This window comes from Legionella gresilensis (assembly GCF_900639865.1).
Lineage (GTDB): Bacteria > Pseudomonadota > Gammaproteobacteria > Legionellales > Legionellaceae > Legionella_C > Legionella_C gresilensis.
This window is the reverse complement of record NZ_CAAAHX010000003.1, coordinates 269,791-286,264: the sequence shown is the minus strand read 5'-3', so window position 1 is coordinate 286,264 and position 16,474 is coordinate 269,791. Positions and strand designations below refer to the sequence as shown.

The window sequence follows — 16,474 nt, the reverse complement described above, 5'->3', positions numbered from 1 at the left end:
TCTATCGCCTGGTATAGAAGACGATAGAAATAATGACCAATCCCATACCAAAAAATTGTGTATTAGTAAGTTGTTCACCCAATAAAGCCCAAGCAAAAATAACCGTGCTAATAGGCATCACTGCCGTAGATAGAGAAGCCATAACACCATCAACCCGCTGGGAACCAAAGTACCAAAAAATATAAAATAAACTAGTGCTAAGACCTAAGCAAATTAATATTCCCCAACTTATTAAAGTAATACTAAATAGGCTGCTAAATTTAAACAATGAAAAAGGTAATAACACCAAGGCATTAATACCATTCATAATTGCTGACAGCAGGAAAACAGGAAAGCGATAAATATGCATTTTGCATAACACATAATAGGCTGCTTCAGGAAGTAGAGCGATAAAAATAATAAAGTCACCTAAAAATGAGTGGTCGCTACTAAGCTTACTAAATTTTTCACAAGCAATAACAAAAAGGCCTAAGGTAGCAAAAAAAATACATAGACTAGTTTTAGCAGACAGTTTTTCTCTTAGAACAACCCAAGAAATTATAGCTATAATTGCTGGTAGTGTGCTGGTAATAATGCCAGCTATGTTAGCATCGGTTGTATGTAGACCTAATAACATAAAGACATTAAATAAAACGCCAGCAGATAAAGCTTGAGCAGCAATAAAGTACCAATCTTTAGCCTTTAAATTACTAAGATGCATAGATATTCTTTGTTTTCTTGCTGGTGTTAACCAATGTAGAGGTAATAAAATAATACTTGCTAATGCAAAACGAATATTTATTAATACTAGAGTAGGGATAGTATTTACCAGTTTTTTCGATAAAACGATATTCATACCTACCATAGTTTGCGCAGAAATGAGTAAAAGGATGCCTATGAGGTAATAACTGCTGTTTTTTTTCATGAAGATTGCATTAGTAGCAAGATGGTACAAATTGCGGATTATTTCAGCCTTTTTTAAGTTATGCAATATTTATCTTTATGTTTAAAATAAAAACATTTAAATAGAGGCAAAATATTAGAAGTCTATTGAGTTTAAACAGCAAATAAGCCAATGTAATTAATTTTAGAATTTAAAGCTCGCCAAGGTAAAAATATTATTATAATTTTAAGTAAAGCACGGAAGGGTCATAAAGAATGTATAAAAAGTTAATTGTGAGCTGCCTAATTTGTTTTTTTATAGTAGTGGGTTGGGCTAATAATTCACCAAACCAATGGTTTACTACAAATGATAAAGATATCACGCTACAAGTTAACCTTTTTACAATATCAACTTGTCCTTTCTGTCAAAAAGCACAAGCATTTCTAAATGATTTTGCTAAACGTAATCCTTGGGTAAAAATAAATCATTATGTAATTAATAAAGATAAGGCGTCCTTAATTACCTTTCATAACTTTTTACAAGAGCAAAACATTGATGACTATTCAGTTCCTGCTATTTTCTTTTGTAATAGCCGCTGGGTTGGTTTTAACAATGTTGAACAATCAGGTGCTCAACTTGCTGCGGGATTAAACTATTGTCATGATCAAATCATTAAAAATGGTCAATTATCTGAATCAACAATACAAACCTTAAAACAAATGTCTCTAGCAAATTGGTATGAGGAAAATATTCAATCGGGCAATTCCAAGCCAGCTTTTATTTTTATAATGGCATTACTTGATGCTTTAAATCCTTCCGGAACCCTCCTATTTCTAACGATTGTTGGTTTTCTAATGTTGTTACCTAATACCAAAACTATACTTATCATCTTGTCTGCATTTGTAGTAGGAATTGGCCTTGGCCATTATTTTCAAATAGCTCACTTATCCCTCTTTCATGATTTTATGGCATTATTTCGAATACCAGCATTGTTGATCGGCCTTGGTTTAATACTTTTTACTTTAATTTTTCTAAAAAAAGCAGTAGCTTTTTTACCTGTAGCTATTACATTTATGACGGCTTTGCTAACAGCCTTTGCTATCCAAAACTATATACAGCTCAATAACTCGCCTAATTTTGCTTTAATTGTTAACCAATGGTTAATTAGCCAGCAGTTTAGTATGGGCAAGCAAATCATTTATCAGTTAATTTATGCTTTTATTTATGTAATCCCTTTTATATTAATTTCTTTGCTTATCATTTTTTTATTACACCGCACCCATTGGCAAAAATATTTAAGTTCATTCCAGCGCTTAGGGAAATCGTTGTTAATCATTATTGGTGCAATATTGGCTATTTATCCTTATATTTTAAATCATATAGCTGTTATCTTTATGACTTTAGTATTAGGCATTTTAATGACATGGTTATTTCCTAAGTTAGGCATTATAAGAGAAAATTTCTAAAATTTTATCTATAGTAATTAAAATAAATCATTCAATTGCAACCTAAGGAATGTTTATGGAAGATGATTTAATTAATTACTTTCCTATAGCCGTTGAAGTCGAAGGGGGCCAAACATATCGTTGGTGTAGCTGTGGTGCAAGTCAAACCCAGCCATTATGCGATCGAGCAGACTGTAATTTAGCGGTTGAGTATTATGCTCCTTTTACTGATGTGGTATACTTTTGTGGATGTAAACAAACCGAAGATCCTCCTTTTTGTGATGGATCACATGCTAAATTATTATTAAAATTACTTGATGAACGTAAAAAGCAAGATAAATAAAGTCTTACTTGATCTTATGAGTATGATTTGGGATTATCAAAGCACTTGTATTGATAGGTATTAACATGAGTAAGTTAATCGATATTCCTGTTGTAGTTGAAAGTGGCCATAAATATAAAACCGAACAGGGGATAACGGCTATTAAAGATGGGATTAAGTCGAGTTCTACTAATGTAGAGAGATTACCTAAACCAAAGTGGTTAAGAATAGTTAATCAAACAACACCTGCTTACAGCAAGGTAAAAGATGAAGTTGTTAAGCATCGGCTAGCAACTGTTTGTGAAGAGGCAAAATGCCCTAATATTGGCGAATGTTGGTCGCATGGCACTGCAACAATTATGCTAATGGGTGCTATTTGTACACGTGCTTGTCGTTTCTGTTCTGTGGATACGGGCAATCCACATGGCTGGTTAGATAAAGATGAGCCCAATAACACAGCCAATACTGTTTTTCTAATGAATTTAGATTATGTCGTTTTAACGTCAGTTAATCGGGATGATTTAGTTGATGGTGGGGCTAAACATTATGCAGATACAATTCGCGCCATTAAAGCACGTTGTCCTTCTACCAAAGTTGAAGCATTAACACCAGATTTTCAAGGTATTGAAAAAGATATTATCACGTTGCTTGATAGTGGCGTTGATGTTTTTGCTCAGAATGTTGAAACTGTTGAACGTTTAACTCATCCAGTTCGAGACAATCGAGCAGGCTATTGGCAAACTTTAAATGTATTAAAATTTGCCAAGCAATATCGGCCAGATGTATTAACTAAAACAAGTTTAATGCTTGGTTTAGGTGAAACTGATGAAGAGATTGTTAAAACTATGGACGATCTACGCGCTCAAAATATTGATATACTTACTCTTGGGCAGTATTTACAGCCAACAAGAAATCATCTAGCTGTTGCCCGTTATGTCACGCCAGAAAAATTTCTTGAATTTCGTGAAATTGGCTTGGCAAAAGGCTTTTACGAGGTTGCTTCAGGACCGCTAGTTCGTTCTAGTTATCGTGCTGACAAAGTGTTTAAGAAAAATAATCTTGATCTCTAACACTAAGCAATGTAAGCAATTAGCTTTTACTACGGAACGGCTCTATTTGGCGTATCTTGCAGGTATTGTTGCGTAGATAAGGATTGTCTTTCCCGCGCAGGCGGGAATCCATCTACAAATTAACTTTAGTTCTAATTGATGAATAGATCCCTTGATTTCACAAACGAAGTGCAACATCGATTATACTCGGTGTTGCTATAGGAAAAACTTATAAACAACTTTCATTGGAGTAGAGATGTAGAATATCCATCTTACAAAGAGAAGGTTATTCACTCCAAAAAATTGCGGCAGTTTTGGCTATTTATTTTTTTTAAATCAGTAGCTAGTAAATAGCAATTTTTGCCTGCTTAAGTTTACTTTGCATAATGTAAGCGCCAAAAATCATAAATGCGCCTGAAATTAGAGCAAAACAGCCTAGCCAAAAATAATAATGGGTATAGATTGGTAATGCTGCAACGACAGAGGATGCTTTTTCAGGAATAGCTACTATTGCTGCTAGCCTACCAGAGATAGTATTGGATAAAGAGCAGGCTAGATACCAAACGCCCATAGCAAAACCTAAGTTTTGGCTATCACAATAAAGTCCAATCATACTAAGCCCGATAGCGCTCACCCATAGCTCAGCTAAAGTAATGAGGATATAGGTTAAACCTATGTAATTACCATTGACATAGCCATTTTGGGCTGTAGTTGATGCAAAAGCCATCAATAATAAGGATAGACCTGCTAAAAGTGTACCCATTGCGAACTGATAGGGGATGGTAAATTTAGGAAAGCGCCGATAAAACCGCGGTAATTGCAACCCCAGTATAATAATTAATAGAGGGTTTAATAATTGATAATGGGCAGGCGAAACATGAAAATTTAATAATTTTAAGTCTGAATTATGTTCTGCAAACAATATGAGCGTGCTATTCATTTGATTATAAATAATAAAAAAAATAATTGCCTCAAGAACAAGGATTAAAGCGATAAGTTGTTTGAGTCGGGCTTGTTTAGATAAACGGATTGTTTTAATTAAAAAGGCAAGTATACCTATTACACAACCTAAGCCGATAATAATACTAGCTAAATAAACTTGCGAGTAGGCAAGTAATGTAAAAGTATAGATGCCAATTATATAAATAAATAATTGTAGTTTTGCCTTTGGTGACATAGGTTGTTTATCACGACCATAAATCACAGTATCGTAGAGAGTGTATCGTTTTGCAAAATTTAGAGCGGCTAATGATTTACCTATAAAAGCTAGCGTTAAAATAGATAAAGGCCCATACGGACTATCCATTAAAATTGGTGCAATAATTGTAGCTAGTAAAGCGCCTACATTGATCGCCATATAATAATAGGTCATTGCCGATTTTGCTTTAATGGCATCATTACTATAAATATGAGAAACAAGACCAGATGACGTACCCATTAATAAAGAATTAGTGGCAGGAATTAAGGCATAGGCGGCAATAAAAAGTTTATCGCCAAAGCCTGCTAGCGAATAACCACTTAACATAACCAATAGATAAGCTAAGGCTAACATAACACTGCCTAATAAAATGGCTCGCCTAAGTCCTAAAATTTGATCCGCCATAAAGCCACCTAATACGGGCATTAGATAACCTGTAGCTTGTGTAACACCAATAAAAGCATAAGCTTTAGCTTGGCTATATCCTAATCCGTGTTCAAGGAGTGGGCGGGTTAAAAACAAAATTAAAACGGTATTTAAAGCGTAAACAGAGAATTGGCTCCAAAAGGTTATCAATACAATGTTATTAGTTTGTTGCTGTTTTAAGTCACTAGTTGGTAAATAATTTTTAATGGTTTGATATAACACCCTAACTCCCTGATGGACTTTATTTTAAACAATTACGCCAAGTATTTACCTTTAATTTCTTAAAATTATTTCTTAGCCAGTATAATGTCAATAACATGCGTATCATGATATGGAAAAGTAAAGATCTTAGTAAATAGACGTTTTAAGCGTTCTAATAAAAAATTCTTAGGTAGCATTCTTATTGAGATACTATTTAAAAACCAAGTGCCTTCAACTCCAAATCGAGCTAATTCATCGACATTATTTAATTGAATTGGTATATGTAAACGTTTGTGTTCAACAACTTTAAATTGATGTTGATTAAATACTTGTAATAACTCATTTAAACTGGCCGAAACCGTGGTATTCCTAACCATAGCTTTATAATAATGACCAACTACGGTGCTTACTAATGAATCCTCCGCAATAAATTGGGCTAAATGTTGCTGAGCAACAGGAAATGATTCATAGGTGGTAGTAATTAAAGAAAAGTAGCTATTTTCATGGGTTAATAAATCTGCTTGGCTAAACAAAGTATGAATAGGAATATAGGCATTTATAAAATGAGCAAGAACTAAGTCCTGACTATGGTGAGGTAAATAGCGACTTGCTTCCGTTGCACTGGCTTCAATCGTTGTTAAGGGTAATGCTTTTCTTGCTAAAGCTAATCTTCTGCTTGAAATATCAATACCAGTGAAGTCAGCATCAGGCATATAAGTATTTAGCTTTGCTAAAAAGGCACCATTACCAACGCCAAAATCAAGCACTTTATAACCTGCGTGATTTCCTAAATGCGCTTTTTTAATTTGATCAATTGCCTCTTGATGACTATGGCTGATAGATTTAAACATATCAGCAGTAGCATAGTTATCAGAAATATTATTGTATTGAGCCTTAAAAGGCATTCGTAATCCACCTTCTAAACATCAAGCTAGTATATCTCGAATTCACTTAAAATGGCGATACTAGTTTTTAAAACCTTATTTTTCAATATCATAGATATAAATTAAATCTAGTAAAATCTTTTGTTATACTAAATATCTAAATAAATTGAATTTAAACTGCAGTTAAAAATAAAATATATTGTTTATTTCCTTAATTATATTACTATTTATAGTTTTTATTTTAATAGACTTAAACTATGGCAATAGCTCAACTTACTTGGCCAAAATATCTCACTAAAGAATCAGTCACGTTTTTATTAACTGCATTATTATTTGCCATTCCAATTAGCTCTAGTGGTAAAAGTATTTTTGCGGGCCTTACAATTGCTGCAATTCTTTTATCAACAAATTTACGTGCTCAAATCAAAAATCTATTAGCACAAACTTGGTGTAAAGCGTTATTAGCTTTTGTTTTTATCGCATTACTTGGCTGTATTTGGAGTCCTGCCAGTATCAAAATAAAATTTTTCGTTATGGAGAAATACAGTAAGTTGCTCTATCTTCCAATTTTCTTAGTTGGTTTTCAAAATGAAAAAGCTCGAAATTTAGGTCTGCATGCTTTTTTACTAGCCATGCTTCTTACAGCTTTTTTATCTATAGGGAAAGATTTAAATATTTTAACCGCGGCAAATCTTTATGCTGATCATGTTTTTCGTAATCATATTATGACCAGCATGATGATGGCTTTTGCAACTTATTTGGCTGGTTATTTATTTTTTAAACGGCAAGGGTATATGCGGCTTACTTATGGCATTCTTATCGCTATTTATAGTTATCAGATACTATTTATTAATGCGGGACGTTTAGGATATGTGCTTTATGTTATTTTAATATCTCTTCTAGCTATTCAAATGTTAACTAAGCGCCAAGCTGTATTTGGCATTTTCTCTATTTTGTTATTATTTGGCTTGGCATATAAATTTAGCCCTATTATGCAAGTAGGAATAACAGCCTTAAGTAATGACTTTAAATATTTTCAACAATGTAAGGATACTCCCATTGGTTTTCGTTTACAGTTTCATAATTATGCGAAAGAGCTTTTTAAAAGAGAACCTCTAATCGGAAATGGTACAGGAGGTTTTATTCATTATTTTAGTCAAGAAAACCCAGTTCCTGGTTGGGGACATAAATTATTAGAACCCCATAGCCAATATTGGTTAACTGCAGCTGAGTTTGGGTTATTGGGCTTATTAAGCTATGCAATTTTATTATTAAGTCTATTTAAAGCTTCCCTTGCCTTAAAAGAATGGCGCTTCCCAGCCATTGCACTTTTAATTTTGATATCAATAGGTAATTTCTCTGATTCTTTATTATTTTATTCGGGCTCGGGTTATTTCTTTATTGTGTTGATGGCCCTGTTTTTGAGTGAAAGGTTGGATTTAGCACATCTTGCACGAAAATAATCATTCAAAATGCGCCAAATCCAACCTTTCACTAAGCGCTTGGCGCATCTGTTCTAGCACCTTGGCTTGTCCGAGGCATCCATAAAATGTTCAAGTAAGAACAACTTTTATCATATAAAGCTTTACTAAGCAGGTTTTATTTATCAATCAAATTTAATTTGTCCTTTGGAGGTCTCGGATAAGCCGAGGCACTTAGGTGTTAATTTATGTCGAACTTCAGTTAGTTAAAATACCTTTTTTAAACCCTTATCATTTTTAATTGGATGATGTTGATATAGGCGATTTTGCTGATTTATTATTATATTGCCTTTTCGCGCTTTCAACCCCAGGTTGATCAAAAGGATTAATATCCCAAATAACACTTTGTGTATATATTTTATGCTCGTAAAGAGCAATTAACTGGCCAATATTAAATGGTGTGAATGAGGTTAATCTAATATGATTTAAAGGCATGTTGCCAGGAATATCGTTATTAAGGTTATGTTTATCTTTTATACCATGGGTTAACACGTTTATTTTTGCCTGACAAAAGTAATTAATCATTTCATTTTGAGAAGATTCAAGACTGAGAAAGTCGCCTGTAACACGATGCGTTCCTTGGCATAGTAATTGAAAATAACTGTGCTGAGCCTGATTTCCAAGCCCACCCCAAACAATAGGGCCTGTGGAATAATCAACGCGCTTTCCATCATTATCAACGGATTTCCCGTTGCTTTCCATGTCTAATTGTTGAATATAAGGGATAAAATATTCAAGTTGTCTAGCATAGGCTAATATGAGGTGAGTATTAATATTTAAAAAATTATTATTCCAAATTCCAATTAAACCTAATAAAACGGGTAAGTTATTAGAAAAATCGTTATTATAAAAATGCTTATCAATTGTGTGGGCCCCAGCCAAAAATTCGATAAAGTATTCATAACCTACGGCAATAACGGTAATAAAATTAATTGCTGAACAAATAGAAAAACGGCCGCCTACCCAATCCCAAAGGCGTAAAATTTTCTTAAAGCCCATGTCCTTAGCATTTGCCGAATTGGCAGTAACGGCTATAAAATGTCGTTCATCAAAATCTTTATATCCGCCCCAAGCTTTGATTTTGGTTAAAGTATGTAGCGTTTCTGGTGTCTTAAATGATTTAGATGAAATGATAAAAAGTGTCGTTTCAGGATTTATTTTTTCTAAAACTTGCTTAGTACTATAAGGATCAACATCAGGGATGAAATGATATTTTAATTTTTTTAATGTCCAGTCTTTAAATGCATTAATACAAAAACGCGGTCCTAAATCTGAGCCTCCAATACCAACATTTACAATATCCGTTACTACTCTATCAGTATAACCTAGCCACTGACCCTGGCGTATTTGCTCAGATAAAATGCGCATCTCTTCGCGTGTATCAATTATGTCAAGCATCACATTATAACCACTAACTAAAATTGGCTGATTATTGGGTTGCCTAAGTGCAGTATGTAAGGCTGGCCTTTGTTCACTTTGATTAACTATTTCACCACTAAATAAGGATTTGATCTTGTCTGAAAGTTTTTTCTCATTTGCGAGATTAAATAGTAATTCAAGGGTTGTATCATCGACCTGTTGGTGTGTAAAATCTATAGTAAGCTCAGGTATAGTGATGTATAAATTTTTATCTCGTACAGAACTTCTCTGTAAGTCACTAAAACTTCTAGCGCTGATTTTCTGTGCATATTCTTTCAATGCACACCAAGATTTTAGTTCAGTTAAATGTTTCATGCTAAGTTAATTCCTTTTATTACAGGTGTAATAATTAATTTGGCCGTAGTTAGAGAATTACATAGGCTGTTACTTTAAATGAAAAAGTATAATTTATCTATTTTCGGTTAAATAAAATTCATTATTTCTTAATATTCTGTTAAGAAACATTGTGTAGAATTACAATCAAACAATTAAAAATGATTGTTTGTTGTTCAAACTGTAGCTAGATTGTGCGCCATGGATGTATCTATGGAAATCAGTAGCTGCAATTAAGGGAGATTAGTCATGTTGATTTTGACTCGGCGTATTGGTGAAACGTTAATTATTGGTGATGATGTAAACATCACTGTATTAGGAGTAAAAGGAAATCAGGTGCGTTTAGGTATTAATGCCCCTAAAGATGTTTCTGTTCATCGTGAAGAAATTTATTTGCGTATTCAGCAAGAAAAAGAATCTGATAACGAAGGATCAGTATAACTCGATTTTACTCGCAGTCATCCAGTCCCCGAGTAACATAGCTTAACTTGGGGCAAACTTATTTGTAAAAGCTTGATTTTTTAAGCTTGTATCGCCAGATGATAAGTAATGGCATTTTCCTTTATCATCAATTAAGCATAATTGCCCTAACTCATTTACTCCGCAAACATGGCCGCTTAAAGTTAAGTGAGGCTGAAAAACGGTAATATAATGGCCATCTAAATAATCAACCTGCTGCCATTCATCATGAAAAGATTTAAAGCCCTGGTCTAAAAATTGTTTCAAAGATAAATCTAAATTTGTTATTAACGAGGCAATTAATCGATTACGATCAAAATATAAGCCTGTCATGTCATATAGTGAGCACCAAGGTGATTCGGAGGAACTTTTATTTTTAGTATTAACATTAATACCAATACCAATAATTATCTCTATGCAACTATTAGCTTCAGCTATTACTTCAATTAAAACCCCAGATAATTTCTTATCTTGCCACAATAAATCATTTGGCCATTTTAAATAAATATCTTTTTGAATATTATTACATTTTAAGCTTGATAGAATGGCTAAGCTTATGGCTAAACTAAGTCCTGAAAGTTTAGAAATACAGCAATTTAGTTGCCAGCGTCCGGAAAAATAAATATTTTCGCCAAAAGGGGAAACCCATTTACGTCCAAAACGCCCGCGCCCTTGGGTTTGAGTTTCAGCACAACATATGGTTGTAATTGCGCTACTAGGTAGGTCTTTTAAATAACGATTAGTTGAATCAATTTCGGCAAACAAATCTAAGTTTAATTGTTTTTTATAATTTAACCGTTGAAGATAATAACGTATTGTTGTTTCATTCAAAGCAATAAATGGATGAGTTAATTGATACCCTTGCCGGGGATTGCGCTTAATATCCAAGCCAAAATCGGTTAATTGACTAATCTGTTTCCAGATGGCTGTACGCGATACGCCAATCTCTTTTGCTATGGCGTTACCGCTCTTGCAATCACCGTTAGCAAGAAAATCAAGTAATTGATGTTGAATTGAAGTAAATCGCTTCATGAAATGATCTGCATTATAAAAGCTTCGCTTATTTTACCATCACTTTTATTAACAACAAATTGACTTATGTCTCAAATAAGGAAAATACAGTAGCAATTAACTAATCGTGCTCAATGATAAGCAAATGCAAATAATAAGGTTATGAGATATATTTTTAAACTAAAAATCTTGATTAGAAGGCAAGGTTATTTTGCGTAGTGTTGAAATTCTGGGATCAGCGCATAAAGCTGCACAACAGGCTATGGTCGGCATAAATGATACGAGAGAAACAAGTTGCTGGCGGAGAGAATCAAATACTGTTTGTCGGCCACAAGGTGACATATTTACTGAAAATTGCTCAGTAGGATAGCTAAGTCCCATGCCGCAAGCTTTAATAAAGGCTTCTTTTAGGGCCCAAATATTAAAAAAACCTAGAGCTTGATAATAGGCAGGTAAGTTGGCTAATTTTTCTTGCTCTTGTAGCGAAAATAAATGTTTCGCGATACCTTTATAAGGTCTTGCAGAAAAAAACTCTAAGTCAACACCTACAGGAAATTGTTGGCCAATAGCTAAAAGGGCTAAATCTTGTGAGTGACTGACGTTAAATTCTAGTTGCTTACTATTGATTACAGAAGGTTTGCCATATTTATTGTAAGAAAATATTAACTTGTTTGGAGCTATTTGTAAGTAGCGACTTAAAATTAGACGTAACATTGTGCGAGCAATTGAAAATCGACGTTTATGATGAGGAAAGTAAAATCGATTTGCTCTCGCTAATTCTTCTTCATTTAAAATTCCATCTAGATTAAAAGGCACTTGTGTCAGAGAAAATTGCCAAATATCAATGCGATTAGGAGCAAGTTCAAAATCATAAGTGGATATTACTTCAAATAAAGAAGAGTTCATGGAGTCAAAGGTAGCATCAAAAGGCAGTTAAAGGTATCATAGCGTACGAGAAGTAATTCGCCAACGAGTAATGTATGAGCCTACAATTTTTAGATTTTGAGCAACCTATTGAAGAGTTAAATCAAAAAATTCAAGCATTGCGCATGGTTGGAAATGATAATGAAGTCAATTTAAGTGAGGAAATCGCCCGACTTGAAGCGAAGTGCGAAGAATTAACTGCTTCTATTTTTGCAAACTTAGAGCCATGGCAAATTGCCCAAATGGCAAGACATCCTCTGCGACCGCAAACGACAGATTATATTGAAAATATTTTTACCGATTTTCAAGAATTGCATGGTGATAGGCATTATTCAGCTGCACCTGCTATTATAGGCGGGCTTGCCCGTTTAAATGATGAGCCAGTTTTAGTATTAGGTCATCAGAAAGGCAAGCGTACTAAAGAAAAAGTTTATCGTAATTTTGGTATGGCAAGGCCTGAAGAATATCGTAAAGCTTTACGCTTATTTAAAATGGCCGAAAAATTTCAATTACCTATTTTTACTTTCATTGATACCGCGGGAGCTTATCCTGGTATTGGTGCTGAAGAGCGTAATCAATCAGAAGCAATAGCTCGAAATTTGCTAGAAATGGCTAAGTTAAAAACGCCTATTATTTGTACGATAACGGGTGAAGCAGGCTCTGGTGGTGCCTTGGCAATTGGGGTGGGGGATCGCGTTATGATGTTGCAGTTTGGTATTTATTCAGTCATTTCCCCTGAGGGTTGTGCCTCCATTTTATGGAAAGATGCGGGTAAAGCCAGTGAAGCAGCAAAGGCCATGGGTATTACAGCTGATAAAATTTTTGAGCATGGTTTAGTTGATAGAGTTATTAAAGAACCTTTAGGAGGCGCGCATCGGAATATTGAAACGATGGCTGCCCGTTTAAAAAGCTTATTTTTAGAAGAGTTACAAGCGCTCAAAGAATTACCCATGAATGAATTACTTGATCAGCGCTACGAAAAATTTATGCGTATGGGAGCTGCTAATTGACACGCTTTTAACGCCTAATTGGGTTGATCAACTTAAGTATTGTCATGCTTTATATGTTGGTTTTAGTGGTGGTCTTGATTCTACAGTATTGTTACATGCCTTAAGTAAGGAAACGTTATTAGCTAATAAAGTAACAGCAATTTACATTAACCATGGTCTAAGTTCCAATGCTGAAATTTGGCAAACTCATTGCGAGAAGATTTGTCAGGGTTTTAAAGTAGCCTTTTTAACTTATAAAGTAAGCTTTAATCAGAATGCTAATGTTGAAGAAAGAGCCCGGCAAGCAAGATATGATTTTTTTCATTCAATCGTTAAAGAAAATGATGCATTAATACTTGGGCATCATCAGGATGATCAAGCTGAGACTGTATTGTTTAAATTGTTTCGAGGCGCAGGTATTGAGGGTCTTTCTGCGATGGCTGATTGGCGAACTTTTGGTCAAGGTTATCTAGCACGACCTTTACTGACCTATCCTCGTAGTTTGCTGAAGTCTTATGCTTTACACTATGGTTTGAATTGGATAGAGGATGAAAGTAATTTTGATTGCGCTTATACAAGGAATTTTCTAAGACAGAAAGTTATCCCGCTGATCCAATTACGTTGGCCGCAAGTTTCTATTAATTTAGCGCGTACAGCACGTCATTGCCAGGAAGCTCAAAATAATCTTAATGAGTTAGCCCATCTGGATTATCCAAATTTAAATAGCGTAAGCAATAAGCTTTCGCTTATACCTTTACAAGGTCTCAATAGAGCAAGAAAACAAAATATTTTAAGGGCTTGGCTTAGGAAAAATACTTTTTACCTACCTGAAGCTAAAATTTTTAACAGATTGCTACCTGAAGTAATAGAAGCTAGAGAAGATAGTAGACCAGAGCTTAGCTGGGGAGATTTTTGTATCTATCGCTATAAAAATACCCTTTACTTAATAAATAAGAAAGAGCAAAAAAATTTAAATTCTATAGAATGGGTTAATTTTCCTAATGATTTAAAATTGCCGGGCGCATTAGGAACTTTAAAAGCCAATTTAAGCCAAGAAGGATTAGTTTTACCTGAAGGGGCGCGCATTTCTATTCATTTTCGCCGTGGTGGGGAGCGTTTTTATTGGCGCAAGCAAACAAAAATTTTAAAAAAGTTACTGCAAGAATGGCATGTGCCTCCATGGCTTCGTGATGAAATTCCATTAATCTATATTAACCAAAAATTAGCAGTGATAGTTGGCTATGCTATAAGTGATCATTTTTATCAATCAGAAAAACAGGGTTATCAATTTTATCTAGATTATTAACTTATAGTTAACTTTAATTAACTATTACCTAGGTTTATCTTACAAATCAATTTAACTATAGTGTGTGGAAATAGCTATAGGAGCATATTGATGATATCACGCGCAAGAATAGCCTTGTTGCTAGCTTACTTATCGGTTCCCTCTATTGCGGGCGTTATTATTACTCCTGCTTTACCGCTTATTCAAGCAAATTTTAAGTTAAATCAAAGTGAGGTGGAATGGTTAATTAGCCTCTTTTTAGTAGGCTATGTCTTTGGTCAATTGATTTATGGTCCAATAGCGAATAGGTTTGGGCGCCTTTTTGCTTTACGGACAGGTTTATTAGTTTATTTTGCAGGCAATCTACTTTGCATCTGTGCTGCACATTATATGAATTACCAGCTATTTGAGTTAGGGCGCTTATTAGCGGCACTAGGATCTGCCAGTGGCTTATCCTGCACATATATGTTGATTAATGAATTGTTACCAGTTGAGCAAAGAAAAACTGCAATGGCTTATACAATTGTATCTGCTACAGTAGGCATTGGTTTAGCGGTAAGCCTTGGAGGCATAATTACAGAATATTGGTTATGGTCAGGCTGTTTTATACTTTTATTACTGCAAAATATAGTGATGTTCCTAGGAACTTTTTTATTTACAGAAACGCTTACTCAAAAGAAACCAATCAATATTAAAACCATCCTTAACAATTATAAAGAAGCTCTAAAATGCGAGACGCTTGTTATTTTTGCCTTAGCTGTTGGCTTTTGTACAATTATTAGTTATTGTTTTGCTGCTGTAGCACCGCATATTGCTAGCGATTATTTATACTTATCGCCTGCTGAGTACGGAACGTGGAATTTAATTAATATGTTTGGCATGCTTGTTGGCGGTCTATGGTCCAGAAAGTTGCTGCTAAGATATAAGCCTATTGACGTTGTTGTAATGGGTTTAGGAATGAGTTTACTGGGTATTATAAACTTATTACTTATGTGGAAGTTACAATCAAATTCACCTTTGTGGTTTTTTCTCAGCACCACTCATTTATATCTTTTTAGTAGTATTGTTTTAGCTAGTGCTTCATTTATTGCTTCTAATGCTTTATCAGATAAAGCTAGCGGGGCTGCTATAATGAGCTTTATTAATATGGGCAGCGCTACAATAGCTGTGATCATTATTAGTAAGCTTTCTACAAATTTATTATTAGCTTTTGTAGAATTATTAATTGGTGAATGGATATTCATCATGAGTTTGGTGCTAGTTTATCAATATAAAAGAAGGGCTTTATTCGTTAGAAACTAATATTACGGCACGTTTAAAAAATATTATTAGCAAAATATCATTCAATTTGGTTCTTTAAAGGCAGCCATTGATAATGCATTTAGATAACTACATCTATCAACAACTATAGCCTTTTTGCAGTTACCAAACTTCATGCTAATGTACCAATATAAAAATTAATTAAATTTTTATATTGGTACATTACGTACAATTCTTTACAACAATAAAAATCCGCACACCCTTATAGAGGATTATTATGGTGGCCTTTTTCCTCCTCATTATCCGCTTCGCTACTCAGCTTCAGGTCATGAGGGTTAGACAAGCATCTATCAGAAAACTTATATTCCTCAGCAAAATCATATAATTTTATTCTTAATTCTAATGGTGCTTCATTGTTCCCTACGTAATCGACAATCTTTTGTTCCATATTAAATAATTTTGTAGCATTTTCCACATCCAAATCATCATCCAATCTACTACCATTAATCCCCTTTAATTCATTAAAAATATGCTTTCCTATCTATTGAGGTAGTGGCATCTGTCATAGCTTCCGTGAAAAATGAACCGGTAGTGTTATCATGTATATCAAAATAAGCCTGATAAGCGCTTAAAAATTCTGTGGGATTACTTAAAGGTTTATTAGGCATATCATCTTTCCTCATGAGTCGTTTCATTAATTAGTATAGCAAATTATCTTTTAACCCTAAAAATAGCATGCATAATTTACTTTTGAATTCAAAAGGTTATAAATGAATTGACATTGTTGCGTAAATAATTGCAGAAATGAATAAGATATAAATAAGCAGAGTTCTTCATAAGATTAGCATTTACCAAAATGCTATAAAATAAGAGATCTTCCATTTATAGTGTAAAAGATAGTTTAAAGGGAGCAAATATTGAAGGAT

At 34.0% G+C, this 16,474-nt stretch carries 16 protein-coding genes and 1 pseudogene; 9 read left to right on the top strand and 8 right to left on the bottom strand.

What is annotated here, in order from left to right; translation table 11 throughout:
- Nucleotide 1: 1 nt before the first annotated feature.
- Nucleotides 2-904 carry a DMT family transporter gene (locus E1P04_RS04915; protein WP_131781803.1) on the bottom strand — a complete coding sequence of 301 codons (903 nt, stop codon included), beginning with the start codon at nucleotides 902-904 and terminating at the stop codon, nucleotides 2-4.
- Nucleotides 905-1,137: 233 nt separating this feature from the next.
- On the opposite strand from E1P04_RS04915, the gene E1P04_RS04910 reads away from it, so the two are divergent.
- The 4 genes and pseudogenes from E1P04_RS04910 to E1P04_RS18360 form a co-directional block, all read left to right on the top strand.
- Nucleotides 1,138-2,328: a thioredoxin domain-containing protein gene (locus E1P04_RS04910; RefSeq protein ID WP_131781802.1), complete on the top strand. Its 1,191-nt coding sequence runs from the start codon at nucleotides 1,138-1,140 to the stop codon at nucleotides 2,326-2,328.
- Between the two features lie 55 nt (nucleotides 2,329-2,383).
- Entirely contained in the window at nucleotides 2,384-2,650 is a 267-nt protein-coding gene (locus tag E1P04_RS04905) for a CDGSH iron-sulfur domain-containing protein (RefSeq protein ID WP_131781801.1), read from the top strand.
- 65 nt (nucleotides 2,651-2,715) lie between these two features.
- Complete coding sequence (gene lipA / locus E1P04_RS04900; protein WP_131781800.1) at nucleotides 2,716-3,699, top strand: lipoyl synthase; 984 nt, start codon at nucleotides 2,716-2,718, stop codon at nucleotides 3,697-3,699.
- A 197-nt stretch (nucleotides 3,700-3,896) separates the two neighbouring features.
- Nucleotides 3,897-3,998: pseudogene (locus E1P04_RS18360) on the top strand (helix-turn-helix domain-containing protein); the annotation flags it as partial.
- A gap of 23 nt (nucleotides 3,999-4,021) precedes the next feature.
- Here E1P04_RS18360 and E1P04_RS04895 read toward each other — a convergent pair.
- Complete coding sequence (locus E1P04_RS04895) at nucleotides 4,022-5,524, bottom strand: peptide MFS transporter (RefSeq protein ID WP_131781799.1); 1,503 nt, start codon at nucleotides 5,522-5,524, stop codon at nucleotides 4,022-4,024.
- A 65-nt stretch (nucleotides 5,525-5,589) separates the two neighbouring features.
- Nucleotides 5,590-6,408, bottom strand: coding sequence for a class I SAM-dependent methyltransferase (locus E1P04_RS04890; RefSeq protein ID WP_131781798.1), 819 nt, complete (start codon nucleotides 6,406-6,408; stop codon nucleotides 5,590-5,592).
- Between the two features lie 236 nt (nucleotides 6,409-6,644).
- Here E1P04_RS04890 and E1P04_RS04885 point away from each other — a divergent pair, with 236 nt between their 5' ends.
- Entirely contained in the window at nucleotides 6,645-7,850 is a 1,206-nt protein-coding gene (locus tag E1P04_RS04885; RefSeq protein WP_131781797.1) for an O-antigen ligase family protein, read from the top strand.
- 255 nt (nucleotides 7,851-8,105) lie between these two features.
- Here E1P04_RS04885 and pgi read toward each other — a convergent pair whose 3' ends face one another.
- On the bottom strand, nucleotides 8,106-9,602 hold the full coding sequence (pgi, locus tag E1P04_RS04880; protein ID WP_131781796.1) for a glucose-6-phosphate isomerase: 1,497 nt from the start codon (nucleotides 9,600-9,602) through the stop codon (nucleotides 8,106-8,108).
- Between the two features lie 267 nt (nucleotides 9,603-9,869).
- Here pgi and csrA point away from each other — a divergent pair, with 267 nt between their 5' ends.
- Nucleotides 9,870-10,061, top strand: a complete 192-nt coding sequence (csrA, locus tag E1P04_RS04875; protein ID WP_115330851.1) for a carbon storage regulator CsrA — start codon at nucleotides 9,870-9,872, stop codon at nucleotides 10,059-10,061.
- A gap of 42 nt (nucleotides 10,062-10,103) precedes the next feature.
- Here csrA and E1P04_RS04870 read toward each other — a convergent pair whose 3' ends face one another.
- Together E1P04_RS04870 and E1P04_RS04865 are read right to left on the bottom strand one after the other, a co-directional pair.
- Complete coding sequence (locus tag E1P04_RS04870) at nucleotides 10,104-11,111, bottom strand: biotin--[acetyl-CoA-carboxylase] ligase (protein WP_131781795.1); 1,008 nt, start codon at nucleotides 11,109-11,111, stop codon at nucleotides 10,104-10,106.
- A 159-nt stretch (nucleotides 11,112-11,270) separates the two neighbouring features.
- A complete protein-coding gene (locus E1P04_RS04865; protein ID WP_131781794.1) occupies nucleotides 11,271-11,996 on the bottom strand; it encodes a 4'-phosphopantetheinyl transferase family protein in 726 nt (241 codons plus the stop codon).
- Between the two features lie 74 nt (nucleotides 11,997-12,070).
- Between E1P04_RS04865 and E1P04_RS04860 the strand changes: the two genes are divergently transcribed.
- From E1P04_RS04860 to E1P04_RS04850, 3 genes are all read left to right on the top strand, one after another.
- The gene (locus E1P04_RS04860; RefSeq protein ID WP_131781793.1) at nucleotides 12,071-13,024 is read left to right on the top strand and encodes an acetyl-CoA carboxylase carboxyltransferase subunit alpha; all 954 of its coding nucleotides are present in this window, start codon (nucleotides 12,071-12,073) and stop codon (nucleotides 13,022-13,024) included.
- Entirely contained in the window at nucleotides 12,969-14,309 is a 1,341-nt protein-coding gene (tilS, locus tag E1P04_RS04855) for a tRNA lysidine(34) synthetase TilS (protein WP_131781792.1), read from the top strand. The genes E1P04_RS04860 and tilS overlap by 56 nt, the downstream gene beginning before the upstream one ends.
- Nucleotides 14,310-14,399: 90 nt before the next feature.
- Complete coding sequence (locus tag E1P04_RS04850; RefSeq protein WP_131781791.1) at nucleotides 14,400-15,590, top strand: MFS transporter; 1,191 nt, start codon at nucleotides 14,400-14,402, stop codon at nucleotides 15,588-15,590.
- Between the two features lie 220 nt (nucleotides 15,591-15,810).
- Here E1P04_RS04850 and E1P04_RS04845 read toward each other — a convergent pair whose 3' ends face one another.
- Together E1P04_RS04845 and E1P04_RS17575 are read right to left on the bottom strand one after the other, a co-directional pair.
- The gene (locus E1P04_RS04845) at nucleotides 15,811-16,041 is read right to left on the bottom strand and encodes a hypothetical protein (RefSeq protein ID WP_131781790.1); all 231 of its coding nucleotides are present in this window, start codon (nucleotides 16,039-16,041) and stop codon (nucleotides 15,811-15,813) included.
- Between the two features lie 28 nt (nucleotides 16,042-16,069).
- Nucleotides 16,070-16,216, bottom strand: coding sequence for a hypothetical protein (locus E1P04_RS17575; RefSeq protein WP_165482679.1), 147 nt, complete (start codon nucleotides 16,214-16,216; stop codon nucleotides 16,070-16,072).
- Between the last annotated feature and the right edge of the window lie 258 nt (nucleotides 16,217-16,474).